The sequence below is a fragment of the Microvirga flocculans ATCC BAA-817 genome (genome assembly GCF_000518665.1).
GTDB lineage: Bacteria > Pseudomonadota > Alphaproteobacteria > Rhizobiales > Beijerinckiaceae > Microvirga > Microvirga flocculans.
On sequence record NZ_JAEA01000017.1, the window covers coordinates 1 to 26,553 of the forward strand.

Annotated in this window: 42 protein-coding genes; 39 read left to right on the top strand and 3 right to left on the bottom strand. The window is 64.2% G+C overall.

All coding sequences use genetic code 11. From position 1 onward, the window contains the following. Positions 1 to 110: 110 nt before the first annotated feature. The 31 genes from rpsJ to crcB all read left to right on the top strand — a co-directional run bounded on the left by rpsJ (position 111) and on the right by crcB (position 18,293). Positions 111 to 419 carry a 30S ribosomal protein S10 gene (gene rpsJ, locus L879_RS0116630; protein ID WP_009764298.1) on the top strand — a complete coding sequence of 103 codons (309 nt, stop codon included), beginning with the start codon at positions 111 to 113 and terminating at the stop codon, positions 417 to 419. A gap of 47 nt (positions 420 to 466) precedes the next feature. Then, a complete protein-coding gene (gene rplC / locus L879_RS0116635; RefSeq protein WP_027317104.1) occupies positions 467 to 1,195 on the top strand; it encodes a 50S ribosomal protein L3 in 729 nt (242 codons plus the stop codon). Then, positions 1,195 to 1,815, top strand: coding sequence for a 50S ribosomal protein L4 (gene rplD / locus L879_RS0116640; protein WP_027317105.1), 621 nt, complete (start codon positions 1,195 to 1,197; stop codon positions 1,813 to 1,815). Before rplC ends, rplD begins: the two co-directional genes overlap by 1 nt. Then, on the top strand, positions 1,812 to 2,108 hold the full coding sequence (locus tag L879_RS0116645) for a 50S ribosomal protein L23 (protein ID WP_027317106.1): 297 nt from the start codon (positions 1,812 to 1,814) through the stop codon (positions 2,106 to 2,108). Before rplD ends, L879_RS0116645 begins: the two co-directional genes overlap by 4 nt. Positions 2,109 to 2,128: 20 nt before the next feature. Continuing rightward, complete coding sequence (gene rplB / locus L879_RS0116650) at positions 2,129 to 2,965, top strand: 50S ribosomal protein L2 (protein WP_027317107.1); 837 nt, start codon at positions 2,129 to 2,131, stop codon at positions 2,963 to 2,965. Positions 2,966 to 2,980: 15 nt separating this feature from the next. Next, positions 2,981 to 3,259 carry a 30S ribosomal protein S19 gene (rpsS, locus tag L879_RS0116655; protein WP_009764303.1) on the top strand — a complete coding sequence of 93 codons (279 nt, stop codon included), beginning with the start codon at positions 2,981 to 2,983 and terminating at the stop codon, positions 3,257 to 3,259. Between the two features lies 1 nt (position 3,260). Further along, the gene (gene rplV / locus L879_RS0116660) at positions 3,261 to 3,641 is read left to right on the top strand and encodes a 50S ribosomal protein L22 (protein ID WP_035459972.1); all 381 of its coding nucleotides are present in this window, start codon (positions 3,261 to 3,263) and stop codon (positions 3,639 to 3,641) included. Between the two features lie 11 nt (positions 3,642 to 3,652). After that, entirely contained in the window at positions 3,653 to 4,357 is a 705-nt protein-coding gene (gene rpsC, locus L879_RS0116665; RefSeq protein WP_027317109.1) for a 30S ribosomal protein S3, read from the top strand. Positions 4,358 to 4,381: 24 nt separating this feature from the next. Continuing rightward, positions 4,382 to 4,795, top strand: coding sequence for a 50S ribosomal protein L16 (rplP, locus tag L879_RS0116670; protein ID WP_027317110.1), 414 nt, complete (start codon positions 4,382 to 4,384; stop codon positions 4,793 to 4,795). 10 nt (positions 4,796 to 4,805) lie between these two features. Beyond that, positions 4,806 to 5,018, top strand: coding sequence for a 50S ribosomal protein L29 (gene rpmC / locus L879_RS0116675; RefSeq protein WP_027317111.1), 213 nt, complete (start codon positions 4,806 to 4,808; stop codon positions 5,016 to 5,018). Positions 5,019 to 5,029: 11 nt separating this feature from the next. Then, positions 5,030 to 5,269: a 30S ribosomal protein S17 gene (rpsQ, locus tag L879_RS0116680; RefSeq protein WP_027317112.1), complete on the top strand. Its 240-nt coding sequence runs from the start codon at positions 5,030 to 5,032 to the stop codon at positions 5,267 to 5,269. Between the two features lie 163 nt (positions 5,270 to 5,432). Next, on the top strand, positions 5,433 to 5,801 hold the full coding sequence (gene rplN, locus L879_RS0116685) for a 50S ribosomal protein L14 (protein ID WP_027317113.1): 369 nt from the start codon (positions 5,433 to 5,435) through the stop codon (positions 5,799 to 5,801). Next, positions 5,801 to 6,118, top strand: a complete 318-nt coding sequence (gene rplX, locus L879_RS0116690; protein WP_027317114.1) for a 50S ribosomal protein L24 — start codon at positions 5,801 to 5,803, stop codon at positions 6,116 to 6,118. Before rplN ends, rplX begins: the two co-directional genes overlap by 1 nt. Beyond that, positions 6,111 to 6,677 (top strand): 50S ribosomal protein L5, encoded by a 567-nt coding sequence (rplE, locus tag L879_RS0116695; RefSeq protein WP_027317115.1) that lies wholly within the window; start codon positions 6,111 to 6,113, stop codon positions 6,675 to 6,677. Before rplX ends, rplE begins: the two co-directional genes overlap by 8 nt. Before the next feature lie 39 nt (positions 6,678 to 6,716). Further along, positions 6,717 to 7,022, top strand: a complete 306-nt coding sequence (gene rpsN, locus L879_RS0116700) for a 30S ribosomal protein S14 (protein ID WP_027317116.1) — start codon at positions 6,717 to 6,719, stop codon at positions 7,020 to 7,022. Positions 7,023 to 7,035: 13 nt separating this feature from the next. Continuing rightward, positions 7,036 to 7,431, top strand: a complete 396-nt coding sequence (rpsH, locus tag L879_RS0116705; protein ID WP_027317117.1) for a 30S ribosomal protein S8 — start codon at positions 7,036 to 7,038, stop codon at positions 7,429 to 7,431. Positions 7,432 to 7,466: 35 nt separating this feature from the next. Beyond that, a complete protein-coding gene (gene rplF / locus L879_RS0116710) occupies positions 7,467 to 8,000 on the top strand; it encodes a 50S ribosomal protein L6 (RefSeq protein WP_027317118.1) in 534 nt (177 codons plus the stop codon). Between the two features lie 12 nt (positions 8,001 to 8,012). Further along, on the top strand, positions 8,013 to 8,375 hold the full coding sequence (gene rplR / locus L879_RS0116715; protein ID WP_027317119.1) for a 50S ribosomal protein L18: 363 nt from the start codon (positions 8,013 to 8,015) through the stop codon (positions 8,373 to 8,375). 63 nt (positions 8,376 to 8,438) lie between these two features. Further along, positions 8,439 to 9,008, top strand: a complete 570-nt coding sequence (gene rpsE, locus L879_RS0116720; protein ID WP_027317120.1) for a 30S ribosomal protein S5 — start codon at positions 8,439 to 8,441, stop codon at positions 9,006 to 9,008. Between the two features lie 14 nt (positions 9,009 to 9,022). Beyond that, complete coding sequence (gene rpmD, locus L879_RS0116725; protein WP_027317121.1) at positions 9,023 to 9,229, top strand: 50S ribosomal protein L30; 207 nt, start codon at positions 9,023 to 9,025, stop codon at positions 9,227 to 9,229. 10 nt (positions 9,230 to 9,239) lie between these two features. Then, entirely contained in the window at positions 9,240 to 9,713 is a 474-nt protein-coding gene (gene rplO, locus L879_RS0116730) for a 50S ribosomal protein L15 (protein WP_027317122.1), read from the top strand. 107 nt (positions 9,714 to 9,820) lie between these two features. Beyond that, a complete protein-coding gene (secY, locus tag L879_RS0116735; protein WP_027317123.1) occupies positions 9,821 to 11,158 on the top strand; it encodes a preprotein translocase subunit SecY in 1,338 nt (445 codons plus the stop codon). A gap of 143 nt (positions 11,159 to 11,301) precedes the next feature. After that, positions 11,302 to 11,883 (top strand): adenylate kinase, encoded by a 582-nt coding sequence (locus tag L879_RS0116740; RefSeq protein ID WP_027317124.1) that lies wholly within the window; start codon positions 11,302 to 11,304, stop codon positions 11,881 to 11,883. Positions 11,884 to 12,076: 193 nt separating this feature from the next. After that, positions 12,077 to 12,445, top strand: a complete 369-nt coding sequence (gene rpsM / locus L879_RS0116745) for a 30S ribosomal protein S13 (protein ID WP_027317125.1) — start codon at positions 12,077 to 12,079, stop codon at positions 12,443 to 12,445. Between the two features lie 78 nt (positions 12,446 to 12,523). Beyond that, the gene (gene rpsK / locus L879_RS0116750) at positions 12,524 to 12,913 is read left to right on the top strand and encodes a 30S ribosomal protein S11 (protein ID WP_009764323.1); all 390 of its coding nucleotides are present in this window, start codon (positions 12,524 to 12,526) and stop codon (positions 12,911 to 12,913) included. A gap of 88 nt (positions 12,914 to 13,001) precedes the next feature. After that, entirely contained in the window at positions 13,002 to 14,024 is a 1,023-nt protein-coding gene (locus tag L879_RS0116755; protein ID WP_438268121.1) for a DNA-directed RNA polymerase subunit alpha, read from the top strand. Between the two features lie 121 nt (positions 14,025 to 14,145). Continuing rightward, positions 14,146 to 14,568 (top strand): 50S ribosomal protein L17, encoded by a 423-nt coding sequence (gene rplQ / locus L879_RS0116760; protein ID WP_027317127.1) that lies wholly within the window; start codon positions 14,146 to 14,148, stop codon positions 14,566 to 14,568. A gap of 167 nt (positions 14,569 to 14,735) precedes the next feature. Then, complete coding sequence (locus L879_RS0116765; protein ID WP_027317128.1) at positions 14,736 to 16,142, top strand: Do family serine endopeptidase; 1,407 nt, start codon at positions 14,736 to 14,738, stop codon at positions 16,140 to 16,142. Continuing rightward, positions 16,139 to 16,576, top strand: a complete 438-nt coding sequence (locus L879_RS0116770; protein WP_027317129.1) for a GNAT family N-acetyltransferase — start codon at positions 16,139 to 16,141, stop codon at positions 16,574 to 16,576. The genes L879_RS0116765 and L879_RS0116770 overlap by 4 nt, the downstream gene beginning before the upstream one ends. 4 nt (positions 16,577 to 16,580) lie before the next feature. Then, positions 16,581 to 17,903, top strand: coding sequence for a replication-associated recombination protein A (locus L879_RS0116775; RefSeq protein ID WP_027317130.1), 1,323 nt, complete (start codon positions 16,581 to 16,583; stop codon positions 17,901 to 17,903). Between the two features lie 3 nt (positions 17,904 to 17,906). Then, complete coding sequence (gene crcB / locus L879_RS0116780; RefSeq protein ID WP_027317131.1) at positions 17,907 to 18,293, top strand: fluoride efflux transporter CrcB; 387 nt, start codon at positions 17,907 to 17,909, stop codon at positions 18,291 to 18,293. On the opposite strand, the gene L879_RS0116785 is transcribed toward crcB, so the two are convergent. The 3 genes from L879_RS0116785 to L879_RS22030 are packed head-to-tail and all read right to left on the bottom strand — an operon-like array spanning position 18,290 to position 19,813. Beyond that, positions 18,290 to 18,763, bottom strand: coding sequence for a DUF6194 family protein (locus L879_RS0116785; RefSeq protein WP_035459975.1), 474 nt, complete (start codon positions 18,761 to 18,763; stop codon positions 18,290 to 18,292). The two genes, crcB and L879_RS0116785, sit on opposite strands and share 4 nt — an antisense overlap. 45 nt (positions 18,764 to 18,808) lie before the next feature. Beyond that, positions 18,809 to 19,507, bottom strand: coding sequence for a helix-turn-helix transcriptional regulator (locus L879_RS0116790; RefSeq protein WP_027317133.1), 699 nt, complete (start codon positions 19,505 to 19,507; stop codon positions 18,809 to 18,811). Between the two features lie 3 nt (positions 19,508 to 19,510). Continuing rightward, on the bottom strand, positions 19,511 to 19,813 hold the full coding sequence (locus tag L879_RS22030; RefSeq protein WP_051435380.1) for an antibiotic biosynthesis monooxygenase family protein: 303 nt from the start codon (positions 19,811 to 19,813) through the stop codon (positions 19,511 to 19,513). 159 nt (positions 19,814 to 19,972) lie between these two features. On the opposite strand from L879_RS22030, the gene L879_RS0116800 reads away from it, so the two are divergent. From L879_RS0116800 to L879_RS0116835, 8 genes are all read left to right on the top strand, one after another. Continuing rightward, positions 19,973 to 21,235: an RluA family pseudouridine synthase gene (locus L879_RS0116800; protein WP_027317134.1), complete on the top strand. Its 1,263-nt coding sequence runs from the start codon at positions 19,973 to 19,975 to the stop codon at positions 21,233 to 21,235. 90 nt (positions 21,236 to 21,325) lie between these two features. Beyond that, positions 21,326 to 21,787 carry a hypothetical protein gene (locus L879_RS0116805; RefSeq protein ID WP_027317135.1) on the top strand — a complete coding sequence of 154 codons (462 nt, stop codon included), beginning with the start codon at positions 21,326 to 21,328 and terminating at the stop codon, positions 21,785 to 21,787. A gap of 85 nt (positions 21,788 to 21,872) precedes the next feature. Further along, positions 21,873 to 22,463 carry a GNAT family N-acetyltransferase gene (locus L879_RS0116810; protein WP_027317136.1) on the top strand — a complete coding sequence of 197 codons (591 nt, stop codon included), beginning with the start codon at positions 21,873 to 21,875 and terminating at the stop codon, positions 22,461 to 22,463. Between the two features lie 83 nt (positions 22,464 to 22,546). Continuing rightward, a complete protein-coding gene (locus tag L879_RS0116815; protein ID WP_027317137.1) occupies positions 22,547 to 22,822 on the top strand; it encodes a GNAT family N-acetyltransferase in 276 nt (91 codons plus the stop codon). A gap of 164 nt (positions 22,823 to 22,986) precedes the next feature. Beyond that, a complete protein-coding gene (gene ftsH / locus L879_RS0116820) occupies positions 22,987 to 24,711 on the top strand; it encodes an ATP-dependent zinc metalloprotease FtsH (protein ID WP_245265257.1) in 1,725 nt (574 codons plus the stop codon). A 167-nt stretch (positions 24,712 to 24,878) separates the two neighbouring features. After that, positions 24,879 to 25,004 carry a hypothetical protein gene (locus tag L879_RS24510; RefSeq protein WP_275944468.1) on the top strand — a complete coding sequence of 42 codons (126 nt, stop codon included), beginning with the start codon at positions 24,879 to 24,881 and terminating at the stop codon, positions 25,002 to 25,004. A gap of 32 nt (positions 25,005 to 25,036) precedes the next feature. Beyond that, on the top strand, positions 25,037 to 25,714 hold the full coding sequence (locus L879_RS0116830; protein WP_027317139.1) for an HAD-IA family hydrolase: 678 nt from the start codon (positions 25,037 to 25,039) through the stop codon (positions 25,712 to 25,714). A 17-nt stretch (positions 25,715 to 25,731) separates the two neighbouring features. Continuing rightward, positions 25,732 to 26,514, top strand: coding sequence for an ATP12 family chaperone protein (locus tag L879_RS0116835; protein WP_027317140.1), 783 nt, complete (start codon positions 25,732 to 25,734; stop codon positions 26,512 to 26,514). The last annotated feature ends 39 nt before the right edge of the window (positions 26,515 to 26,553 follow it).

Below are 26,553 nucleotides of genomic sequence, written 5' to 3' on the forward strand. Positions count from 1 at the left end.
GCACGGTCGGCGCCGGCGTCGTCGCCGCCGTGATGGACTAAGCACACAGAGGATCAAAGGACAGCGGCCGGACAACGGTCCAGCCGCTGCCGTTGTTGAATGGATAAGCCATGAACGGTCAAAACATTCGTATTCGCCTTAAGGCGTTCGACCATAGGATCCTCGACGCTTCGACACGCGAAATCGTGTCGACCGCGAAGCGGACCGGCGCTCAGGTTCGCGGGCCCATCCCGCTGCCGACGCGCATCGAGCGCTTTACGGTGCTTCGCTCGCCGCACATCGACAAGAAGTCGCGCGAGCAGTTCGAGATGCGCACTCACAAGCGTGTTCTCGATATCGTGGACCCCACCCCGCAGACGGTTGATGCCCTTATGAAGCTCGATCTCGCTGCTGGTGTGGACGTGGAAATCAAGCTCTGAGCCGTTTGGCTTGGAGCTTTCGGTAGACACGCCGAGAGGATACGCACATGCGCTCAGGCGTCATTGCACAAAAACTCGGGATGACCCGCATCTTCACGGATGCCGGTGAACACGTCCCGGTCACGGTTCTGAAGGTCGACAACTGCCAGGTCGTCGCCCACCGGACCAAGGAAAAGAACGGCTACACCGCGCTGCAGGTCGGCGTCGGCAAGGCCAAGGTGAAGAACGTTTCGAAGGCTGAGCGCGGGCGGTTCGCCGTTGCGCAGGTCGAGCCGAAGCGCAAGCTCGCGGAATTCCGCGTCTCCGAGGATGCCTTCATCCCGGTCGGCGCCGAAATCACCGCCGATCACTTCGTTGCCGGTCAGTTCGTGGACGTTACGGGCATCACGACCGGTAAGGGCTTCGCCGGCGGTATGAAGCGCTGGAACTTCGGCGGTCTGCGCGCCTCTCACGGCGTGTCGATCTCCCACCGCTCGATCGGTTCGACCGGTGGCCGCCAGGATCCGGGCAAGACGTTCAAGAACAAGAAGATGCCGGGTCACCTGGGTGTCGAGCGCGTCACGACGCAGAATCTGCGCGTGGTGTCGACCGACGTCGAGCGCGGTCTGATCCTGGTCGAGGGCGCCGTTCCCGGCGTTGCCGGCGGCTGGATCTTCGTCCGCGACGCGGTGAAGCGCAAGCTGCCGAAGGAAGTGCCGATGCCCGGCTCCTTCCGCACGGCCAACGATGCTGCGCCGGCCGCCCAGGCTGAGCAGGCCCAAGAGGAGAATGCGTGATGAAACTCGATATCACCACGCTCGAGGGCAAGAAAGCTGGTTCGGTCGACCTGAACGAGGCCATCTTCGGTCTCGAGCCGCGCGCCGATCTGCTCGCCCGTTGCGTTCGCTGGCAGCTCGCGAAGCGCCAGGCCGGTACGCACGCCGTGAAGAATCGTTCGGACATCGACCGCACGACGAAGAAGCTCTACAAGCAGAAGGGCACCGGCAGCGCCCGTCACGGCGCCGCGAGCGCTCCCCAGTTCCGGGGCGGCGGCCGCGCCTTCGGTCCGCAGGTTCGTAGCCATGCTCACGACCTGCCCAAGAAGGTCCGTGCCCTGGCTCTGCGTCATGCCCTCTCGTCCAAGGCCAAGGGCGCTTCGCTCGTCGTGATCGACGACGCGACGCTGTCCGAGCCGAAGACGAAGGCTCTTGTCGAGCGCTTCGGCAAGCTCGGCCTCGGCAATGCCCTGATCATCGGCGGCGCTGAGATCGAGACGAACTTCCAGCTGGCTGCTCGCAACATCCCGAACATCGACGTCCTGCCGGTGCAGGGCATCAACGTCTATGACATCCTTCGTCGCGAGAAGCTCGTTCTCACGAAGGCGGCTGTCGATGCGCTGGAGGCGCGCTTCAAATGAGCCTGGACCCGCGCCATTACGATGTGATCGTGAGCCCGGTCATTACCGAGAAGGCCACGGCCCTGTCCGAACAGAACAAGGTCGTCTTCAAGGTTCGGCTGGATGCGACGAAGCCGCAGATCAAGGAAGCGGTTGAGAAGCTGTTCGATGTCAAGGTGAAGAGCGTGAACACGATCCTCACCAAGGGCAAAGTGAAGATGTTCCGCGGCACCCGCGGCCAGCGGTCGGACGTGAAGAAGGCGGTCGTAACCCTCGCAGAGGGCCAGACCATCGACGTCACGACGGGCCTCTGATCGGTTGAGAGAGTGATCCGATGGCTTTGAAAACCTTCAAACCAATCACCCCCGGCCTGCGCCAGCTGGTGATCGTGGACCGCAGCGAGCTCTACAAGGGCAAGCCGGTCAAGAAGCTGACGGAGGGAAAGACCTCCTCCGGCGGCCGTAACAACCTGGGTCGCGTGACCGTCCGCTTCCGCGGCGGCGGTCACAAGCGCACCCTGCGCCTGGTCGACTTCAAGCGTCGCGGCCGTATGGGCGATGTGGCGACCGTGGAGCGGATCGAGTACGATCCGAACCGCACCGCCTTCATCGCGCTCATCCGCTACGCCGACGGCGAGCTGTCCTACATCCTGGCCCCGCAGCGTCTGGCTGTCGGCGATCAGGTGTCGGCCGGCGAGCAGGTCGACATCAAGCCGGGCAACGCGATGCCCATCGGCAACATGCCGGTGGGAACGATCATCCACAACGTGGAGCTGAAGGTCGGCAAAGGCGGCGCTCTCGCCCGTTCAGCCGGCACCTACGCTCAGATCGTGGGTCGTGACCAGGGCTACGTGACGATCCGCCTGAACTCCGGCGAGCAGCGCCTGGTCCTCGGCCAGTGCTTCGCCAGCGTCGGCGCGGTGTCGAACCCGGACCACATGAACACCTCGATCGGCAAGGCCGGCCGCAACCGCTGGCTCGGCAAGCGCCCGCACAACCGCGGCGTCACCATGAACCCGATCGACCACCCGCACGGTGGTGGTGAGGGTCGCACCTCCGGCGGTCGCCATCCGGTGACTCCGTGGGGCGTTCCGACCAAGGGCAAGAAAACCCGTTCGAACAAGCGGACCGACAAGTTCATCGTGTCGAGCCGCCACGCTCGGAAGAAATAAGGATAGAGGCACGTCATGGCACGTTCGCTTTGGAAGGGTCCGTTCGTCGACGGCTACCTCCTCAAGAAGGCCGAGGCTGCCCGTTCCTCGGGCCGCAACGAGGTCATCAAGATCTGGAGCCGCCGCTCCACGATCCTCCCGCAGTTCGTGGGCCTCACATTCGGGGTCTACAACGGTCAGAAGCACATTCCCGTCTCCGTGAACGAGGAAATGGTGGGTCACAAGTTCGGCGAGTTCTCGCCGACCCGCACCTTCCACGGCCACGCGGCGGACAAGAAGGCGAAGAGGAAGTAAGATGGGTAAGGCCGCGACTTCTCGCGCGCTGAGCGACAACGAGGCTCAAGCCGTCGCCCGCATGCTGCGCGTCAGCCCCCAGAAGCTCAATCTTGTTGCGGCCCTTATCCGCGGCAAGAAGGTTTCTGCGGCTCTCGCCGATCTCGAGTTCTCCCGCAAGCGCATCGCTCGCGATGTGAAGAAGTGCCTCGAGAGCGCCATCGCTAATGCCGAGAACAACCACAACCTCGACGTGGACGATCTCGTCGTCAGCCAGGCCTTTGTCGGCAAGGCGCTTGTCATGAAGCGCTTCCACGCCCGGGCTCGTGGCCGGGGCGCTCGTATCGAAAAGCCGTTCTCGAACCTCACGATCGTGGTTCGGGAAGTTGCCGAACAGGCATAAAGGAGAACCAGATGGGTCAGAAAATCAACCCGATCGGTCTTCGGCTCGGCATCAACCGGACCTGGGACTCGCGCTGGTTCGCCGGCAAGGGCGAGTATGCCAAGCTGATGCATGAGGACATGGCGATCCGCGAAGCTCTCATGAAGCAGCTGAAGCAGGCCGCCGTCTCGAAGATCGTCATCGAGCGTCCGCACAAGAAGTGCCGCGTCACCATTCACTCGGGCCGTCCGGGCGTGGTGATCGGCAAGAAGGGCGCCGACATCGAGAAGCTCCGCAAGCTCGTCTCCAAGATGACCGATGCGGACGTGTCCATCAACATCGTCGAAGTCCGCAAGCCGGAAGTCGATGCGACCCTGGTGGCCGACTCGATCGCTCAGCAGCTCGAGCGCCGCGTCGCGTTCCGCCGCGCCATGAAGCGCGCCGTTCAGTCGGCGATGCGTCTGGGCGCCGAGGGCATCCGTATCAACTGCTCGGGCCGTCTGGGTGGCGCTGAAATCGCCCGCCTCGAATGGTACCGCGAGGGCCGCGTTCCGCTGCATACCCTGCGTGCGGATGTGGATTACGGTACGTCCACGGCCTTCACGACCTATGGCACCTGCGGCATCAAGGTCTGGATCTTCAAGGGTGAAATCCTCGAGCACGATCCGATGGCCCAGGACAAGCGGATGAACGACGAAGGAGGCCGCTCCGGTGGCCGCCGCGAGCAAGCGGCGTAACCGAGGGGTCAGGAGAGGTTTGCCATGTTGCAACCGAAGAAAACCAAGTTCCGTAAGCAGTTCAAGGGCCGTATTTCCGGCACTGCGAAGGGCGGTACGGACCTCAACTTCGGCCAGTTCGGCCTGAAGGCGATGGAACCCGAGCGCATCAACGCTCGTCAGATCGAGGCGGCCCGCCGCGCCATCACCCGCGCCATGAAGCGCGCCGGTCGTGTGTGGATCCGGATCTTCCCGGACGTGCCGGTCTCGACGAAGCCGACCGAAGTCCGAATGGGCTCCGGTAAGGGCTCGCCCGAGTACTGGGCGGCCAAGGTCAAGCCTGGCCGTATCATGTTCGAGATCGACGGCGTTCCGGAGGATGTCGCCCGCGAGGCGCTCCGTCTCGGCGCGGCGAAGCTCCCGATCAAGACGCGCTTCATCCAGCGCATTGCCGAGTAAGGAGAGAATCATGAAGTCCAAGCAGAGATTCTCTGATCTCAAGGCCATGTCGGCTGACCAGCTGTCGGATGAGCTGCTGAACCTGAAGAAGGAGCAGTTCAACCTCCGCTTCCAGCGCGCGACCGGCCAGCTCGAGAATACCGGACGTGTCCGCGAAGTCCGCAGGGACGTCGCCCGCGTCAAGACGCTGCAGCGCCAGAAGGCCGCTGCGGCGAAGGCTTAAAGGGGATCAAGATGCCGAAGCGCGTTTTGCAGGGCGTCGTTGTCAGCGACAAGCAGGACAAGACGGTCGTCGTGAAGGTGGAGCGTCGCTTTACGCACCCGGTCTTGAAGAAGACCGTGCGTAAGACGAAGAACTACCACGCTCACGACGAGAATAACACAGCCAAGGTGGGCGACACGGTCTTCATCGAGGAGTCCAAGCCGCTCTCCAAACTCAAGACCTGGGTGCTCGTCAACCAAGAGAAGGCCTAAAAAGCCTTCCCTTAGGGGTTGTCTAACGAGGGCGGCTCGTGTATACGGCCGCCTTTCTCGACATATGAAGGGCAGGGGACATCAGATCCCCGTCAGGCGTAGTCCGGGAGGCAATCCTGCCTGACCTGGAAACCTGTCTGAAACAAAGGAAAGGATCAAAGCCATGATCCAGATGCAGACGAATCTTGACGTCGCCGACAATTCCGGCGCCCGTCGCGTGATGTGCATCAAGGTTCTCGGCGGTTCGAAGCGTAAGTACGCTTCCGTGGGCGATATCATCGTCGTATCCGTGAAAGAGGCTATTCCGCGCGGTCGCGTGAAGAAGGGCGACGTCATGAAGGCGGTCGTCGTTCGCACCGCCAAGGACATCCGTCGTCCCGACGGCTCGGTCATCCGTTTCGACCGCAATGCCGCCGTTCTGATCAACAATCAGAAAGAGCCGGTCGGCACCCGTATCTTCGGCCCCGTTCCGCGTGAGCTGCGTGCCAAGAACCACATGAAGATCATTTCGCTTGCGCCGGAGGTGCTCTAATGGCCGCGAAGATCAAGAAGGGCGATAAGGTCGTCGTCCTGACCGGTCGCGACAAGGGCAAGACCGGTGAAGTCGTGCAGGTGCTCCCGAAGGAAGAGCGCGCGGTCGTCCGCGGCGTCAACATCGTGAAGCGCCACCAGCGCCAGACGGCAAACGCCGAGGGCGGCATCATCTCGAAAGAGGCTGCCATCCACCTGTCGAATCTGGCCTATGCGGACCCGAAGGACGGCAAGCCGACCCGGGTTGGTTTCAAAGTTCTCGAAGACGGCCGCAAGGTTCGTTTCGCCAAGCGCTCGGGAGACCTGATCGATGGCTAAGGCTCAGGTAGACGGCTACACGCCGCGGCTGAAGAAGCACTACGAGGAAGTGGTGCGTCCGAAGCTCATTGAAGAATTCGGCTACAAGAACCCCATGGAAGTCCCGACGATCGAGAAGATCGTCCTCAACATGGGCGTCGGCGAGTCGACCGCCGACTCGAAGAAGGCTTCGGTCGCTGCGGCCGACCTGGCTCTCATCGCCGGTCAGAAGCCGGTGATCACGCGGGCCCGCAAGGCTATCTCGCAGTTCAAGGTCCGCGAGGGCATGCCGATCGGCGCCAAGGTTACGCTGCGCAAGGCTCGCATGTACGAGTTCCTTGACCGTCTCGTGACCATCGCGCTTCCCCGCGTCCGCGACTTCCGGGGCCTGAACCCCAAGTCGTTCGACGGCCGCGGCAACTACGCAATGGGTATCAAGGAGCACCTGGTGTTCCCTGAGATCAACTACGACAGGGTCGAGCAGGTCTGGGGTATGGACGTTATCATCGCCACCACGGCGAAGACCGACGAAGAAGCCCGCGCTCTGCTGCGTCACTTCAACTTCCCGTTCCGGCAGTGAGGATAGCTGTCCTCAAACGCGGACACTGGAGATAAAAGCATGGCTAAGAAAAGCGCTATTGAGAAGAACAAGCATCGTCGCAAGCTGGTGAAGAAGTTCGCCGGCCGCCGCGAGCGCCTCCTGGCGGTCGCCAACGACGAGTCGAAGTCCATGGAGGAGCGCTTCGAAGCGCGCCTCAAGCTGGCTGAGTTGCCGCGTAACGCGAGCGCGACCCGCATCCGCAACCGTTGCGAGATCACGGGCCGTCCGCGCGCTTACTACCGCAAGCTCGGCATGTCGCGCATCGCTCTGCGCGAGCTCGGCAACAAGGGCCTGATCCCGGGCCTCGTGAAGTCCAGCTGGTAAGGGAGGGCATTATATGATCAACGATCCGTTGGGCGATATGCTCACCCGTATCCGCAACGCGCAGATGCGCCGTCGCGGTTCGGTTTCCACCCCCGGCTCGAAGCTTCGCGCTCGCGTCCTCGAAGTTTTGAAGAACGAGGGCTACATCCGCGACTTCTCGCAGACCGAGTTCGGCAATGGCCGGACGGAGTTCTCGATCGAGCTGAAGTACTATGACGGCCAGCCGGTGATCCGCTCGATCGAGCGCGTCTCCAAGCCGGGCCGCCGCGTGTATGCCTCCGTCGATACCATGCCTCGCGTGGCCGACGGCCTGGGCATCACCATTCTCTCGACGCCGCAGGGCGTGATGGCCGATCACGAGGCCCGGGAGAAGAACGTGGGCGGCGAAGTGCTCTGCAAGGTCTTCTAAGACCACGGCACCCGCACAGAACCACGGAGATTAAGATGTCCCGAGTAGGCAAGAAACCCGTTCCGGTTCCGTCTGGTGTGACGGCCACCGTTGACGGTCAGTTGGTGAAGATGAAGGGCGCGAAGGGCGAGCTTTCGTTCCTCGTTCCCGAAGAAGTGTCGGTTGCTCTTGAGAATGGCGCCGTGTCGGTCAACCCGCGCGACGATTCCAAGACGGCCCGTGCGAAGTGGGGCATGTCCCGCGCTCAGGTTGCGAACCTGGTCGAAGGCGTGTCCAAGGGCTTCGAGAAGCGCCTCGAGATCAACGGCGTCGGCTACAAGGCCGCCGTCGCCGGAAAGGTGCTGAAGCTGTCGCTCGGCTACAGCCACGATATCGACTACGCGATCCCCGCCGGCGTGACGATCACGACGCCGAAGCCGACCGAAGTGGTCGTCGCCGGTATCGACAAGCAGGTCGTCGGTCAGACCGCCGCCGAGATCCGCGAATATCGCGGTCCGGAGCCCTACAAGGGCAAGGGCGTCAAGTATGCCGACGAATTCATCTTCCGCAAGGAAGGCAAGAAGAAGTAAGGACGACGTATCATGGCTGAGAAGAAAGGCGCTGAAGATCGCCGCAAGGCTCGTGTGCGCCGTGCGATCAGGAAGGCAGCGAATGGCCGCCCGCGTTTGTCGGTGTTCCGTTCGTCCAAGCAGATCTACGCCCAGGTTATCGATGACGTGCGCGGCGTGACCGTCGCGTCCGCCTCGACGATCGAAAAGGACCTCAAGGGCAAGCTCAAGACCGGCGCCACCGTCGAGGCGGCGAAGGAAGTGGGCAAGCTCGTCGCCGAGCGCGCAGCCAAGGCTGGCGTAAAGCAGGTCATCTTCGACCGCTCGGGCTACCTCTATCATGGCCGCGTCAAGGCTCTCGCCGACGCAGCCCGTGAAGGCGGTCTGGATTTCTAACGGCGGGTACAATCCAAAAACCCTTAGCGAGCGGGCCCGCCGCCCGCGCAAGTGAGAGGTCTCATGGCAAGAGAACCCAGAGAACGTGCTGATCGCGAAGAGCGCGACAGCGAATTCGTCGACCGGTTGGTTCACATCAACCGCGTCGCCAAGGTGGTGAAGGGCGGCCGTCGCTTCGGCTTTGCCGCTCTCGTCGTCGTCGGCGACCAGAAGGGCCGCGTCGGCTTCGGCCACGGTAAGGCCCGCGAGGTGCCGGAAGCCATCCGCAAGGCCACGGACGCTGCCAAGCGCTCCATGATCCGCGTTGCGCTGCGCGAAGGCCGCACGCTGCATCACGACGTGAACGGTCGCCATGGCGCCGGCAAGGTCGTGCTCCGTGCCGCTCCGCAGGGTACCGGCATCATCGCCGGCGGTCCGATGCGCGCCGTCTTCGAGGTGGTGGGCATGCAGGACGTGGTCGCCAAGTCGCTCGGCTCGTCGAACCCCTACAACCTCGTCCGCGCGACCTTCGATGCGCTGAAGAACGAGGACAGCCCGCGTTCCGTCGCCGCTCGCCGTGGCCTGAAGGTCTCGACGCTGCAGGCGCGCCGCCGCGACGCTGATGCCAGCGAAGCCGCTGGCGCTGATGCGTAAGGGAGGCTGTGACAATGGCAAAGAAGCCTGCTGCTGCAGCAAAAACCATCACCGTTGAGCAGATCGGCTCGCCGATCCGCCGCGAGGCCAAGCAGCGCCAGACGCTGATCGGCCTCAAGCTCAACAAGCTTCACCGCACCTCGACCTTGGAAGACACGCCGTCCGTTCGCGGCATGATCGAGAAGGTCAAGCACCTCGTGCGCGTTGTCGACGGGCAGTGAGGAGAGCGTCATGAAACTCAACGAAATTCGTGACAACGAAGGTTCTACCAAGAACCGCATGCGCGTCGGCCGTGGTATCGGCTCAGGCAAGGGCAAGACCGGCGGCCGTGGCGTCAAGGGTCAGAAGTCCCGTACCGGCGTGGCCATCAAGGGCTTCGAAGGCGGTCAGATGCCTCTGCACCGTCGTCTGCCGAAGCGCGGCTTCAACAAGCCGAACGCGATCGAGCTGAACGAGGTCAATGTCGGCCGCATTCAGCAGGCCGTCGATGCCGGCAAGCTCGACAAGGCCGCTCCGGTCACGGTCGAGTCGCTGGTCGCTGCCGGTGTGGTCTCCAAGCCGCGCGACGGCGTGAAGATCCTCGGCGTCGGCGAGCTCAAGGCGAAGCTGTCCTTCCAGGTTGCCGGCGCGTCCAAGTCGGCCGTCGCAGCGATCGAGAAGGCTGGTGGCTCGGTCACCCTTCTGGGTGCCGTTGCGCAGGCGTGAGCCAGCGCCCACATTGACGAAGATCCAAGCGGCGGCCCGCGTCTGATCGCGCGGCCGCCGTTTGCGTGATGGAATGTCACGTATCCAGGTATTTCGGGGACAACACTATGGCCTCAGCAGCCGAGCAACTTGCGGCAAACCTCAACTTCGGCGCCATCGCCAAGGCCGATGAGCTGAAGAAGCGCATCTGGTTCACCTTGGGCGCTCTCATCGTCTATCGTCTCGGCACCTATATCCCGCTCCCCGGCATCGACCCGGAAGCGCTCCGGCAGAGCTTCCAGAACGCCAGTGGCGGCGTGCTCGGCCTCTTCAACATGTTCTCGGGCGGCGCCGTGGAGCGCATGGCCATCTTCGCCCTGAACATCATGCCGTACATTTCGGCCTCGATCATCGTTCAGCTCCTGACCTCCGTCCTGCCCTCGCTCGAGGCGCTCAAGAAGGAAGGGGAGGCGGGCCGCAAGATCCTGAACCAGTATACCCGCTACCTGACGGTCCTGCTGGCTCTGTTCCAGTCCTGGGGCATCGCGGTCGGCCTGCAGAGCTCCGGCTCCATCGTCCAGGCTCCCGGGCCGTTCTTCCTCATCTCGACGGTCATCACGCTCACCGGCGGCACCCTGTTCCTCATGTGGCTCGGCGAGCAGATCACGTCCCGCGGCATCGGCAACGGCACGTCGCTGATCATCTTCGCGGGCATCGTGGCCAACCTGCCGACCGCCATCGCAGGCACTCTCGAGCTGGGACGCCAGGGTGCGATCTCCACGGGCCTGATCCTCGGCGTCATCGTGATGGCCGTGGCGATCATCTATTTCGTGGTGTTCATGGAGCGCGCCCAGCGCCGCCTGCTCATCAATTATCCGAAGCGTCAGGTCGGGAACCGCATGTATGAGGGCCAGACCTCGTTCCTGCCGCTCAAGCTGAATACCTCGGGCGTGATCCCGCCGATTTTCGCCTCATCGCTTCTGCTGCTGCCGGCGACTATCGCGAGCTTCCAGACCGGTGCGGACGGAACGGGCTTCATCGCCACGCTCACGGCCTATCTGGGCCATGGCCGCCCCGCCTACATGTTCCTGTATGCGGCGCTGATCGTGTTCTTCGCTTTCTTCTATACGGCCATCGTCTTCAATCCGACGGAGACGGCGGACAACCTGAAGAAGCAGGGCGGCTTCATTCCGGGCATCCGCCCTGGCGAGCGCACGGCGGACTTCATCGACCAGGTCCTGACCCGCATCACGGTGCTGGGCGCGGCCTATCTCGTGATCATCTGCCTGATTCCCGAGTTGCTGGTGTCCTATGCGGCCCTGCCATTCTACTTTGGCGGCACTTCGCTTCTGATCGTGGTCTCTGTTACCATGGACACGGTCGCGCAGGTGCACGGACATTTGCTGGCTCACCAGTATGAGGGCCTCGTCAAGAAGGCGAAGCTGAAGGGTGCGCGCAGACGCTAAGCGTTTTCCGGCGAAAGATCCGTTTCGCCGTCAGAAAATGCTGTAAGCAATCAGAAGGGCCGATTCCCTGCGCGGGACGCGGCTCTTGAAATGGGACACCTCGCCTGGAGGCGAGCATTCTCGACGAAGTCAGGGGGGCGTCGATGAGAATTATCCTGCTGGGGCCGCCTGGGGCCGGAAAAGGCACTCAGGCCGTTCGTCTGGTCGAAAGGCTGGGGATTCCTCAGCTTTCCACCGGCGACATGCTCCGCGCGGCCGTGGCTGCCGGCACGCCGGTCGGCCTCAAGGCCAAGGCCGTCATGGACCGGGGAGAGCTGGTGTCGGACGACATCGTCGTCGGCATCATCGCCGACCGGATCGAGGAGCAGGACGCCAAGGGCGGTTTCATTCTCGACGGTTTCCCGAGGACCGTGGCGCAGGCCGAGGCCTTCGACCGCATGCTGGCAGACAAGGGCCTCAAGCTCGACGCCGTCATCGAGTTCAAGGTCAACGAGGGCGAGCTGGTCGACCGTATCGTCAAGCGCGCCAAGGAGACGGAAGCCCGCGGCGAGCCCGTCCGCAAGGACGACAACCCGGAGGTCTTCAAGACCCGCCTCGATGCCTACCGGAGCCAGACGGCCCCGCTCTCGGCCTATTACGAGCGCACCGGCATGCTGAAGACCGTCGACGGCATGAAGCCCATCGACGACGTGACCGACGCGATCAAGGGAATCCTGGGTCGTTGAAGAGGAGGGCTTGACGGACGGGTTAATTTCCGATAACCGCAAGCTCTTGCACAAGAACCTGCATATCCGGAGGGTCTCATGGGAGGCCTCTCCGGATTGTTGTGTTTTTTGCATGAACCCGCGCAGGGGCCGGCCTCCACCGGACGCGCGATAACATAACCCGAAGCTTATGCTTCCCAAATGGAGACGGACGATGGCCCGTATAGCAGGCGTCAATATCCCGACCGCCAAGCGCGTTGTGATCGCGCTTCAGTACATCCACGGCATTGGGCCCAAGAAGGCTCAGGAGATCATCGAGAAGGTCGGTATCCCGGCTGAGCGCCGCGTGAACCAGCTGACCGACGCCGAGGTTCTGGCCATCCGCGAGACGATCGACCGCGACTACATCGTGGAAGGCGACCTGCGCCGCGAAGTGTCCATGAACATCAAGCGCCTCATGGATCTCGCCGCCTACCGTGGCCTGCGCCATCGCCGCAGCCTTCCGGTCCGCGGCCAGCGCACGCACACCAATGCCCGCACCCGCAAGGGCAAGGCGAAGCCGATCGCCGGCAAGAAGAAGTAAGGTTTCCCGGCCACCCCCGGCGGGTGGCCTTTTCTCCCGAGCGCCTGGCATGACGGGCGCGCTTGAAGGATATGAAGAATGGCTAAAGAAGCGACCCGCGTCCGCCGCCGCGAACGCAAGAACATCGTTTCCGGCGTGGCGCATGTGAACGCCTCGTTCAACAACACCATGATCACCATCACGGACGCCCAGGGCAACACGATCTCCTGGTCCTCGGCCGGCGCGATGGGTTTCAAGGGTTCGCGTAAGTCGACCCCCTATGCGGCGCAGATCGCCGCCGAGGATGCGGCCCGCAAGGCTGCCGAGCATGGCATGCGCACCCTCGAGGTCGAGGTGTCCGGTCCCGGCTCCGGCCGTGAGTCCGCCCTGCGCGCCCTCCAGTCGGCCGGCTTCACCGTCACCTCGATCCGTGACGTGACGCCGATCCCGCACAACGGCTGCCGCCCGCGCAAGCGTCGCCGCGTCTAAGGTTATCCGGCGCGTGGGTCCAAGACCCACGCGCGTTCCGGTTTAAAGGCGGGCTTGAGGCCTCCCTTCAAGCCGTACCTCATGAGGTGTGGTTGTGATCCAAAAGAACTGGCAAGAGCTGATTAAGCCGAACAAGCTTGAAGTCTCCCCGGGCGACGATCCGAAGCGGATCGCGACCGTCGTGGCGGAGCCTCTCGAGCGTGGCTTCGGCACGACGCTCGGCAACTCCCTGCGCCGGGTCCTGCTGTCGTCCCTCCAGGGCGCCGCCGTCACCGCGATTCATATCGACGGCGTGCTGCACGAGTTCTCCTCCATCCCGGGCGTCCGCGAGGACGTGACGGATATCGTCCTCAACGTGAAGACGATCGCCATCAAGATGCAGGGCGAGGGCGCGAAGCGCATGACGCTCCGCAAGACCGGTCCGGGCGTCGTCACCGCAGGCGACATCAACACGGTCGGCGACGTTCAGATCCTGAACCCCGATCTCGTGCTCTGCACCCTCGACGAGGGCGCCGAGATCCGCATGGAGTTCACGGTCGATACCGGCAAGGGCTACGTTCCCGCCGAGCGCAACCGGACCGAGGACGCCCCGATCGGGCTCATCCCGGTCGACTCGCTCTACAGCCCGGTGAAGAAGGTCTCCTATCGGATCGAGAACACCCGCGAGGGCCAGATTCTCGACTACGACAAGCTGATCATGACGGTCGAGACCAACGGCGCCGTGAGCCCTGAGGATGCCGTGGCCTATGCCGCCCGCATCCTGCAGGACCAGCTCCAGGTCTTCGTCAACTTCGAAGAGCCGCGCAAGGAAGAAGCCGCTGCCGCCGCGCCGCAGCTTCCGTTCAACCCGGCGCTCCTCAAAAAGGTCGACGAACTCGAGCTGTCGGTCCGTTCGGCGAACTGCCTGAAGAACGACAACATCGTCTATATCGGCGACCTCATCCAGAAGTCCGAGGCGGAAATGCTCCGCACCCCGAACTTCGGCCGCAAGTCGCTCAACGAGATCAAGGAAGTTCTGGCCGGCATGGGCCTGCACCTCGGCATGGACGTGCCGGGCTGGCCGCCGGAGAACATCGAAGATCTCGCGAAGCGCTTCGAAGAGCATTACTGAGTTCCTTGAAGCCGCCTTTCCTCAGGGAGGCGGCTTCAAAGCTGCCCCGCTCACGCGAGCGGCCAATTAAGAGAGACGGCCGTACCTTGGCACGGCGGCCGCTAGATCAAGGAGAAAGCCAATGCGTCACGGTTTCCGTGGTCGTCGCTTCAACCGCACGACCGAGCACCGCAAGGCCATGTTCGCCAATATGGCGGCTGCGCTGATCAAGCACGAGCAGATCGTCACCACCCTGCCGAAGGCCAAGGACCTGCGTCCTGTCGTCGAGAAGCTGATCACCCTCGGCAAGCGCGGTGACCTGCATGCCCGCCGTCTCGCGATGTCCAAGCTGCGCGACGAGGCCATGGTCAAGAAGCTCTTCGACGTCCTTGGCAAGCGCTATCAGGACCGCAACGGCGGCTACACCCGCGTCCTGAAGGCCGGCTTCCGCTACGGCGACAACGCTCCGTTGGCGGTGATCGAGTTCGTCGACCGCGACGTCGATGCGCGCGGCCAGGATTCGGGGCCGACCATGAAGGAAGAGATCATCGAAGCCGCTGAATGAGCCTTCGCGATCTGATCGATCATCAAGGGCGGTCTTCGGACCGCCCTTTTTGTTTGCGACGGGCTTACGCCCTAATTTACAGGTTCGACCCGGTTTCTCGGGTTTGGCTTGGACTTTCGCGTCCCGAGTTTTATCGAAGGACATCGCTGATCAAGGGATTCGTCGCTATGCGCTTTTCACGGTTGCGCCTCTCCATTGCCGCTGCGGGACTGGTTTTTGGCCTGGCAGGGGCCCAGGCCCAGACGCAGCGCGTCGTGCCCGAGAGCAAGGCGCAGGTGCAGCTGTCCTTCGCGCCGGTGGTGCGGCAGACGGCGGGGGCCGTGGTCAACGTCTATGCCAAGCGTAACGAGCGGCGGCAGAATGCGGCCATGGAGGAATATTTCCGCCGCTTCTTCGGCGAGAACCTGCCCGGCATGCCGCGGGGACGGTCGCAGAGCTCCCTCGGCTCGGGCGTGATCGTCGATCCGTCGGGCCTCGTCATCACGAACAATCACGTGATCGACAACATGACCGAGGTGAAGGTCGCGCTTGCCGACAGGCGGGAATTCGAGGCCGACATCGTCCTGCGCGATCCCCGCACGGACATTGCCGTGCTGAAGCTAAAGGACGCCGCGAACCTCCAGGCCGTCGAGCTCGGGGACTCGGAAGCCCTGCAGGTGGGCGATATCGTTCTCGCCATCGGCAATCCCTTCGGTGTCGGCCAGACGGTGACGCAGGGCATCGTCTCGGCCCTGGCCCGCACCCAGGTTGGCATTTCCGACTACCAGTTCTTCATCCAGACGGATGCGGCCATCAATCCCGGCAATTCGGGCGGCGCGCTCATCGACATGAGCGGCCGCGTGGTGGGCATCAACACGGCCATCTATTCCCGCTCCGGCGGCAGCATCGGCATCGGATTCGCAGTGCCGTCCAGCATGGTCCGCGTGGTGCTCAATTCCGCCAAGGGCGGAGCGAAGAACGTGGTGCGGCCGTGGCTCGGAGCCCGCCTCCAGCCCGTCGACGGGGATATCGCCAGCGGTCTCGGCCTGGAACGCCCGACCGGCGTTCTGGTGACGGCCGTCTATGACAAGGGGCCTGCGGCCGAGGCCGGCCTCAAGCGCGGCGATGCCATTCTCGCCGTCGACGGGCAGCCGGTCGATAACCCGGATTCCTTCGGCTATCGCTTCACCCTCAAGGGTACGCAGGGACAGGTTCCGCTCACCGTGCTCCGGAACGGCAAGCAAACCGCCATCCCGGTGAGGCTCATGCCGCCGCCGGAGAACCCGCCGCGGGATCCGATGCGGGGCCGCGCCCGCACGCCCTTCGCCGGCGCGACGCTCGTCAACATGTCGCCCGCGGTTGCCGACGAGCTCCAGATCGACATGTCCGACGACGGCGTGGTCATCGCGGACCTGGAGGAGCGCAGCGTCGCCGCAAGCGTCGGCTTCGAGAAGGGAGACCAGATCGTCGCCATCAACGGAGAGCGCCTGGCGAACACGAAGGATGCGGATCGCCTGATCAACCGCAATGGCGGCTATTGGGAGATCACCGTCAGCCGCGGCGGACGGGTCTTTACCACGGTGCTCGGACGATGAGCAGGTGGACGATCTCGAACTCTCTCTCGCCTGCCGAGCTTGAGAAAGCCTATCGCTGGATCTCGGGGGAGAGCTATTGGGCCAAGGACCTGCCGCGCGCGTTCTTCGAGCGCTCTGTAGCGAATTCCCTGTGCTTTGCCTTGCGGGATACGGCCGGCGAGCTGCGCGGCTTTGCCCGCGTCGTGACGGACAAGGCGACTTTCGCCTATCTCTGCGACGTCTTCATCTGCCCAAGCATTCGCGGGCAGGGGGCGGGAAAGGCGCTGATCGGCGTAATCATGGAACACCCGGATTTGCAGGATCTGCGCCGCTGGATGCTGGCGACGCGCGATGCCCATGGGCTTTATGCGCAGTACGGCTTTTCCCCGCTGGAAAACCCTGAAAGGCTCATGCAGCGGCTGGACCATGACGTCTATGCGCGCCTAAGCTCTTAAGGTCATGAGCGACCTGTTCTCCTCCGCCGGCCTCGACCAGAACGCGCCGCGTCCGCTGGCGGACCGGATGCGGCCGACCAAACTCTCCGAGGTGGTGGGCCAGGATCACCTCGTGGGGGCGGACGGAATCCTCACCCGGCTCATCGCCTCGAAATCCTTAGGGTCCCTGATTTTCTGGGGCCCGCCCGGCACCGGCAAGACGACGGTCGCCCGCCTGCTCGCCCACGAGACCGACCTGCATTTCGACCAGATCTCTGCGATCTTCTCCGGCGTCGCCGACTTGAAGAAGGTGTTCGAGGCGGCCCGGCATCGCCGTTCCCTGGGCAAGGGCACGCTGCTCTTCGTGGACGAGATCCACCGCTTCAACCGCGCCCAGCTCGACGCCTTCCTGCCCGTCATGGAGGACGGCACGATCACGCTCGTCGGCGCGACCACGGAGAACCCGTCCTTCGAGTTGAATGCGGCGCTTCTTTCCCGCGCGCGGGTGCTGCTGTTCAAGTCCCTCGACGAGGAGGCGATCGGCAAGATCCTTACCAGAGCCGAGGAGATTACCGGAAAGGAGCTGCCGCTCGAGGCGGAGGCGCGCGCGTCCCTCGTGCGCATGGCCGATGGGGACGGGCGCGCCGTGCTGACGCTCGCGGAAGAAGTCTGGCGTTCGGCCAAGCCCGGCGAGGTCTTCGATGCGGAGCAGCTGCAGGAGATCATCCAGCGCCGCGCGCCGATCTACGACAAGGGGCAGGAGGGGCACTACAACCTTATCTCCGCCCTGCATAAGACCGTTCGCGGCTCCGACCCGGACGCCGCCCTCTACTACCTGGCCCGTATGCTCGACGCCGGGGAGGACAGGCTTTTCATCGCCCGCCGTCTCGTGCGCATGGCGGTGGAAGACATCGGCCTTGCCGATCCCCAGGCCCTCGTGATCGCCAACGCGGCCAAGGACGCCTTCGATTTTCTCGGCTCGCCGGAAGGGGAGCTGGCTCTGGCGCAGGTGGCGGTCTATCTTGCCACCGCCCCGAAATCGAATGCCGTCTACACCGCCTACAAGGCCGCGACGGCGGTGGCGAAGGAGCACGGCTCCCTCATGCCGCCGAAGACCATCCTCAACGCGCCCACCAAGCTCATGAAGAAAATCGGCTACGGCGCGACTTACCGCTACGATCACGACGAGCCGGACGCCTTCTCGGGCCAGGATTACTGGCCCGAGAAGCTCGGCCGGCAGTCCTTCTACGAGCCCGTGGATCGCGGCTTCGAGCGGGAGATCAGGAAGCGGCTCGACTGGTGGGAGAGGCTGCGCCGGGAGCGGCGAAGCCAGGATGGCGAGGAATAGCCAGTGAAAGCCTACCTCCTCGTCTTCCTCGGCGCCGGAATCGGCGGAGCCCTGCGCCATGGCGTGAATGTCGGCTGCGCCCGGATATGCGGAACGGCATTTCCCTGGGGCACGCTGACGGTCAACGTCGTCGGTTCCTTCGTCATGGGAGCGCTCGCCGCATGGCTCGCCTTCCGGGCAGGCGAGGGGTGGAGCCAGCCTCTGCGGCTTTTCCTGACCACCGGCATCCTCGGTGGCTTCACGACGTTCTCGGCCTTTTCCCTCGATGCGGTGCTGATCTGGGAGCGGGGGCAGGCTGGGCTCGCGCTCGGCTATGTAGCGGCGTCCTTGGTCTTGTCCGTTGCAGGACTAGCGCTAGGGCTTGCGCTCGTACGGACGATGGCGGCCTAACGAGCGGTCCTTGCTTCTTTCGAAATGCGCTTGCTGAACCGCATCTTCGCGTGCTCGTGGGCAAGAACGATCTGCGGTTTCAGGCTGTCGAAGGTGGGCACCGTGAGGCCCGCGACGGCAACCCAGCCCATCCAGGCGTAGACAGGATGGGGCATCAGCCGGTCGCGCAGGGAGAAGTCATGGCCCGTATCCACGCAGCGGCCCTTCGCAGGGCGCGGTGGCGTCGGCCCGAACAACCGCGCGTATTCCTTTTTCGGCAAGCCGATATTCACCCGGAAGCTTCCGTCGATGCTCAGCTGGCTTGCGTGGTCGTTGATGCTGTCCCGATGCTTGACGGTCAGAAAGTAAACACCGTTCGGAAGTTGCCGTTCGGGATTATGGAAAAAGGCCGTCTCGCCCCAGGCCTTCTGCTCCACGATGCCGGGAAGCGTGTCGAGAATGTAGGCTCTGATGTCGTCGATCCTTATCATCCCAGTATCATTCTTTAAATGGTGAGGAGGTCTGCATCTATCCGTTCATGGCGCTGCGGTATCCCAGCCTTCCTGTTGCAGCCGCGCCATGTAATCCTGAAGGGTGCGGCCGGGTTCGAAACGGAAGACTTCCCCCATCTCCGCTTCCAGGATCCTGTCGAGCCTGAAGGCCCTGAAGTCCTGCCTCAGCTCGCACCAGGCGGTGAGCGTCCAGGCGTGCCCCCAGGCTTCCAGGCTCAAGGGGCGGACGAGCCGCTCCGTCGGCGCTCCTTCCGCATCGGCATAGCACAGGGCTACCTTGCGTTTGCCGCGCAGTGCTTGCCTCAGAACGCTGAGGCGGGACCGCTCGTCCGCGCCTATGCGAAGGCCGAAGGCGCGCAAATCCTTGCGCCAGAGCTCTTGGCGTCTGTCCACGGGAATGACCGCGTCCACCTTGGCGAGAACCTCCTCGGCAGCTTGCGCGAGTTCCTGGTCGGCCCAAGCCCTGACGAGCTTCGCGCCGAGCGCGAGGGCCTGAAGTTCCGTGATGGAGAAGGAGAGAGGCGGGAGCAGCGTCGCTCCTCGGAGGATGTAGCCGACCCCTCTCTCGCCTTCGATAGGGACACCAGAGGCAATCAGCGCATCGATGTCGCGGTAAATGGTGCGGACGGAAACTTCGAGATGCTCGGCGATGTCCTGGGCCGTCCGGAGCCGCCCGCCCCGAAGCATCTGCACGATGTCGAAGAGTCGGTCCGCGCGCCGCATGGCTTAGCTGGAATGGGCGATGGCGTGATGAGCCATTCTTGCCGAGGCCATATCGATCATGCTGCAGAACGGCTGTGCGGCAGGGATCGTATGAAACGTCTCGGCTGCCTTCTTGGCGCTGGCTTCATCCGCCCATTCGCAGACATCGATCCAATTGCCGTCTTCAGCCTTTCCCAGGCGCCTGCCGATGAAGCCGGACATAGCCTTCAGGGCGGTGCTGGCATCGTTTGCCGCACGGACGAAGGCTGCCTCGTCGGTTCCGGGCAGAAGAGAAAAGGTGACACTTTCGAGGATACGGGATTGCATGGGAGTGTGTCCTTGTGCGGGTTGTTGAGGCCCGCATTCATAGGGTTAGCCAACTGACAGCGTTATGTCAGTTGGCTAAGGGGCACGGGAGCAGGGATTTTTCATGCCGCTCTTCCGGCTTCGATTGCCGCCCGCGCGGCGCTCTGATACCCACGTCTCATGAGAAAGAGCGGTTCAGGACAGAATAACGGCGCCCGCGGCGGTCGCGCGGGTTCGCGGCAGGGCTTTCGCACGCGGGAGGACAAGCCCGCGCGCAAGGCTTCTCCGGCGAAGGCGCGCGCCAACAAAGCGGTGCCTGACAAGGGGCGTGCGCCCTTGGCCGTACGCGAGAAGCCTGCGCGGCCCCAGCAGGCAAGGCATGCGGTAGCGGAGACGCCCGGCAAGCCGACGCGCGCGCAGGCCAAGGCGGAGGCCCAGGAGGTCCTGGCGACGGGCGTGCAGACCCTCGTGGTGGAGCCCGACGAGGCGGATATGCGCGTCGACCGTTTCCTGGTCGCCCGCTTTCCCCAGCTCGCCTTCACCCATATCCAGCGCATCGTCCGTAAAGGAGAGCTGCGCGTCGACGGCAAGCGGGCGCAGCCCAATGAGCGGCTCGTAGCGGGCCAGAAGGTCCGCATTCCGCCGCTGAAGCTCGACCAGCCCCGACCGGTCTCCCGCAGCGCGGCCAAGGATCAGGGCGACCGCGACTTCCTGAAGTCGATCACGCTCTACGAGGACAAGGACGTTCTCATCATCAACAAGCCCATGGGGCTCGCCGTGCAGGGCGGTTCGGGCACCACGCGCCATGTGGACGGCCTGCTCGAATGCATGCGCGACGCGGACGGCCAGAAGCCGCGCCTCGTGCACCGTCTCGACAAGGACACGGCGGGTTGTCTCGTCATCGCCAAGACGCGCTTTGCCGCGTCCACCATGGCCAAGTCCTTCCGTTCGCGCACCACGCGCAAGATCTACTGGGCGCTCGTCGCGGGCGTGCCGCGCGTCCGGCAGGGCAGGGTGTCCACTTACCTCGCCAAGGAAGGCGAGGAGGGCGATGCGCGCATGAAGGTTGCGCGCCACGGCGACGAGGGCGCAAGCCACGCGCTGACCTATTACGCGGTCGTCGACACGGCCGCCCAGAAGCTCTCCTGGCTGTCGCTGAAGCCGGTGACCGGGCGGACGCACCAGCTGCGCGCCCACACGGCCCATATCGGGCATCCCATCGTCGGCGACCCGAAATATTTCGACATCGAAAACTGGGAGCTGCCCGGCGGCATCCAGAACAAGCTGCATCTTCTGGCGCGCCGCATCGTCATCGCCCATCCGCGGACGGGCAAGCCCATCGACGTGACCGCGCCGTTGCCGCCGCACATGCAGCAGAGCTTCAACCTGCTCGGCTTCGACACGAGCCACTACGATCCCATCGTCGAGGCTCCGGAAGACTAAATCCGGGCCTCCATCGATTCTTCCAGCCGTCGCACTTTCGCCCAGCATCGGGCGCAGCATCGGATGTCTTCCCTGGCAAGGAGGAGATCGATGGAACACAAGCCTTTTGATCAGCTCCGCAGCGTCGCCGACGTTCAGCCGAGACCCCTGTCCCGAGAGGACCGTCTCCAGCGGTGGATCGACCTGCTCGAACGCGATCCGACACGCTGCCTGAACACCCTCGGCGAGATCGAGTACAAGCCGCCCGCCGAAAGGGCTCTGATCCGCGAGGACAACTCGCCCCTCACGGTCGCCTATGAAGACCCGGTCCTGCGCGCGGACGGCCTGGAAAGCGACCGGCTCGGCGACGCCATGCGCTATTTCGCGCTCTCGGACGGCCAGGCCCATTATGCCCTGTGCTCTTGCCTGAGCGGGCGTACGATGGAGGCCGCGACCTGCGCGCAGCGGCTGCGGAATGCGACCGGGGACGTCTCCTGGCAATCGACCGTCGGCGCCTGGGCGATGGCCGCCCTCGCCGTCGGTCTGCCGGGACTGGTCTATCTGCTGAGCTGACGCAAATCGTTGAGAACGTGCCTTGGCCGTTGCGGCCGCGTCCCGAATGGGGGACAAAGCGGCAGATCGGAAAAGGCACTTCATCATGCTGCATATCGAGCCCGTGACCCTCTCGACGGACCGTCTGACCTTGCGTCCCTTGAGTCTCGCCGATGTCCCGGCCCTGGGGGAAGCCGCCAGCGACGGCGAGTTGTGGGAGAAGAAGACCACGACCGTGCCCCGGCCTGAGGGCTTCGAGGCCTATGTCAGCAAGGCTCTTGAATTGCAGGAGGCCGGCCTCGCGCTTCCCTTCGCGACAATCGTCCGCGACGGTGACAGGGTGGTCGGATCGACCCGCTACATGAATATCGATGCCGCCAATCACCGGGTCGAGATCGGAACCACCTGGATCGCAAAATCCTGGCAACGGACCTTCGTCAACACCCATGCGAAGTTCCTCATGCTGCGCCATGCCTTCGAGGTCCTGGGCTGCATCGCCGTCGAGATCCGCACCCATTCCCGCAACGACCAGTCGCGGGCGGCCATCGAGCGTCTCGGCGCCAGGCTCGACGGCATCCTGCGCCAGCACATGATCATGCCCGACGGGCATGTCCGCGATACGGCCGTCTACAGCATTCTCCGCGACGAGTGGCCCGCGGTGAAGGCCGGGCTCGAACGGCGCATGGAATCCGCTTGAAGGCTCCCGAGCTTGGCCGCTTGCGGAACGTTGGGCGCAGGGGCACGTTGGGCAGAGGCGGCGTTCGTTAAGAGAGTGCAGGCATGAGCAGCGAAGTTCGGGATAATGCCGACCGTCACCGGTTCGAGTTGGAGAGAAACGGCGAGATCGCCTTCGCGATCTATGAGCGGCGCGGGGACGATCTCGTGATCCGGCACGTGGAGGCCGCTATTCCCTTGAGAGGGACCGGCGCGGCCAGCGACCTGATGCGGGGCGTGGCCGAGATCGCCCGATCCGAAGGGCGCAGGATCATGCCTCTCTGCGGCTATGCCTCGTCCTGGCTCCGCCGCCACAAGGAATATGGCGATCTCCTGACTTGAACGAGGCGCTGGACCGGCGGGTGGGTGTGCCCATTCGCCGTACTGCGATCTGCGTCAAAATCGACTAAAGAGCGGCTTCTCCAAAAAATTCAAACAGCGCTATGGGGGCGCCGCCGGTGACCAACGTTCTCGAAAAAGCAAGACGGCTGTTAGCCAGGAAAAGCGTGGCCGTTTCAGCCCTCCTTCTCGCCCTTGCGATTGCCGCCGCCGTCCTTCTTGCTCCCCGTTACCTGTCCCCGCCGGTTCCCGAGATGGCCTATTCCGAATTCACGCGGGAGCTGGCCCAGAACAAGGTGCAGAAGGTCCTGATCGAGAACGGGGGGCTTTCGGTCTCGCTGGCGGACAGGAAAGTGTTCGTCCGGATGCCGAACGGGATCGTGAGCGCCGACTATATCGAGCGCATCTCGGCTTCCGGTGCGGAGGTGGATTTCGAGAAGCCCGGCTTCGATCCGGCTCATTGGGCAAGCATCCTCGTCCCTCTCGTGCTCGTCGCGGCCGTGCTCGGAATGCTGGCTCTCCAGGCCGATTTCAGGCCCACATCCCGCTGGCCCAGGGTGGTTCGCGGCATCTCCAACCGTTTCGATGACGTTGCAGGTCAGGAAGAAGCGAAGGCCGAACTTCAGGAGGTCATCGCCTTCCTGCGGGATTCCGAGGCCTTCACCAGGGTCGGGGCCCGCATCCCGCGCGGCCTCCTGATGGTCGGTCCGCCCGGAACGGGCAAAACCCTGATCGCCAAGGCGCTGGCGGGCGAGGCGGGGGTCTCTTTCATGGCGGTCTCGGGAAGCGACTTCTCGGCGCCTCTCATCGGTATCGCCAAGGGCCGGGTCTCGAAGCTTTTCGAGCAGGCCCGCAAGAAGGCTCCCTGCCTGATCTTCATCGACGAGATCGACGCCATCGGCCGTAAGCGCGGAGGCGGGGGCTCGGCGGCCGACCGGGAGTTCGAAGCTACCCTCAACCAGCTCCTCGTGGAGATGGACGGGTTCAACACGACGCAAGGGGTCATCGTCATCGGCGCCACGAACCGGGTCGACGTGCTCGATCCGGCCCTTCTGCGGCCCGGCCGCTTCGACCGGCAGGTCCATATCGGATTGCCCGATATTTCCGGCCGCGAGGCGATCCTCGCCGTTCATGCCCGCAACGTGAAGCTCGCCGAGGGCGTCAGCCTTGCCTCCATCGCCAAGGGCACGCCCGGATTCTCGGGGGCCGATCTCGGCAATCTCCTGAACGAGGCGGCCATCTTCGCGGCGCGCGAGGGCGTCGCCGAGGTGACCCGCGAGCATCTCGAAGCGGCCCGCAACAAGATCCTCATGGGGCTCGAGCGCCGCTCCCTCGTGATCACGGACGAGGAGCGCAGGCTCGTGGCGGTGCACGAGGCCGGGCACGCGCTGTGCGCCTGTCTGTTGCCCGCCTCCGATCAGGTGCACAGCGCCACCATCATCCCTCACGGCCAGGCGCTCGGCCTCGTCATGCGGCTGCCGGAGCATGACCGCTTCTGCATCCCGGTCGAGAAGCTCGAGGCGGACCTGATCGTCGCCATGGGCGGCCGTGCCGCCGAGGAGGTCGTGTTCGGCCCGAAGAAGGTGACGACGGGCGCCGCCAGCGACATCTCGCACGCCACCAGCATCGTGACCAGGATGGTCACGGAATGGGGCATGAGCCCGGCGATCGGCATGGTCAGGATCGCCCGCTCGGGCGAGAACCTCCCGCGCGAGGTGGAGCAGGAGATCCGCCGGATCATCGACGAGATGTACGAGGCGGCCAAGGCCTGCATCGAGGATCACCGGGACGCCCTCGACGCCCTGGCGGATGCGCTCCTGGAGCACGAGACCGTCGACGGCGACGAGGTCCGCCGGATCGTCCTGGCGCAAAGGACCAGGCTGGCGGCCTAAAGCAGCGGACGATACAAGTGCAGGTCCACTTTTGGGGCCGATGCTTTAATGAGCCGGGAACGGGCAGGGACGGCAAGAAAAAGCCGGGGGCAAGCGTCCGGCTTGCGAGAGGCTTATGGCCGTGGCCTCGATTCTTGAATAATGTGCCGGCGCAAAGGGGCCCTACCATGAAGCGCATCATTCGTGTCTCCGCCGTCGTCGCTCTCGGCCTGCTGGCCACGGCCTGCGACAAGTGCGGCAACTGGAACCTGAACACGCCGCAGTTCTGCCACGAGACCAAGCCGCAGGGCTGAACGCCATCCTCTCCTCGGACCGGGGCGAAGCCTTGAAGCTCATCCTCTTCGATGTCGACGGCACGCTGATCGACAGCCAGAACATCATCGTGTCAGCCCTGCAGAGAACCTTCGACGCCCATGGGCTGGAGCCGCCGAGCCGTGAGCGAGGCCTGTCCATCGTCGGCCTGTCGCTTGCGGAGGCCTTCACGGCGCTTGCGGGCGAAAAGGCACCCATCGCCAGCATGGTCACCACCTACAAGGAGGTGTCCACGATCCTGCGCAGGGACCCCGCTCATGCCGAGCCGCTTTTCCCGGGGGCCGGGGAGTGTATCGAGACGCTGCGCCGCCGCGAGGGGGTGCTGCTCGGGATCGCCACCGGCAATTCCAGGCGCGGCGTGGCGCGCCACCTCGACAGTTTCGGGTGGCACGGCGTCTTTTCCTCGATCCAGACCGCCGACGATGCTCCGTCCAAGCCGCATCCGGCCATGATCCTTCAGGCCATGCGGGAGACGGGAGCTGCCCCCCACAACACGGTCATGATCGGCGATTCGAGTTACGATATGGCTATGGCCCGCTCTGCCGGAGTGATGTCGGTCGGCGTTTCCTGGGGCTTCCAGCCCGTGACCGCCTTGGCGGAGGCCGGAGCGGGAACCGTGGTGAACACCTATGCGGAACTCGGAACGGTCCTCGATGAATTTCTGGCCCGTCCCTCGCAGATGTCGGCCTGATCGCCTATGTGAGAACCATGACCGATTCACGTGACTGGTTCCCCTCGGACGAGGAGCCCAATCCCATGCGGGCGGCCCAGGCCGGGATGAAGCCCGCCTTGCCGAAGCGCTTCTACAAGGAGGCCGGCGTCGAGGAGCGTGATGGCCTGTTCCATCTCACCCTCGACGGACGCATTGCGAAAACCCCGAGCAAGCAGGCCCTGGCGGTGCCCTCACGGGGCCTGGCGGAGGCCATGGCCGAGGAATGGCGGGAGCAGGGGGGCGAGATCGACCCGTCCACCATGCCCGTCACCCGCATCGTCAACTCCGCCATCGACGGCGTCGCGCAGCGGCAGGCGGAGGTGCTCGAGGATCTCGTCCGGTACGCGGGAACAGACCTGATCTATTATCGCGCCGGCGAGCCCGAGCGGCTGGCCCTGTCCCAGGAAGCCGCCTGGAGACCCGTTCTCGACTGGGCAAGGGACGTTCACGAGGCCCGCTTCACCTTGAGCGAGGGCGTCATGCACGTGACACAGCCCGAGGAGGCGATCGCAGCGATTCGCCGGGCCATCGAGGAGATTCGATCCCCCTTCGCGCTGGCTGCCCTGCATGTCATGACCACGCTGTCCGGCTCGGTGCTCATCGCGCTCGCGCACGCGGCGGGGCATCTCGACGTGGAAGAGGCCTGGGCCGCAGCCCATGTGGACGAACTCTACCAGGAGAGCGTCTGGGGCGAGGATTACGAGGCCATGGAGCGCCGCCGCAGGCGCGAGGCGGATTTCAAGGCGGCCTCACAGGTCTACCGCCTGGCTGGACTCTAAAAGAAAACCGCCGGAGCTGACGGCCCCGGCGGCTCGGAA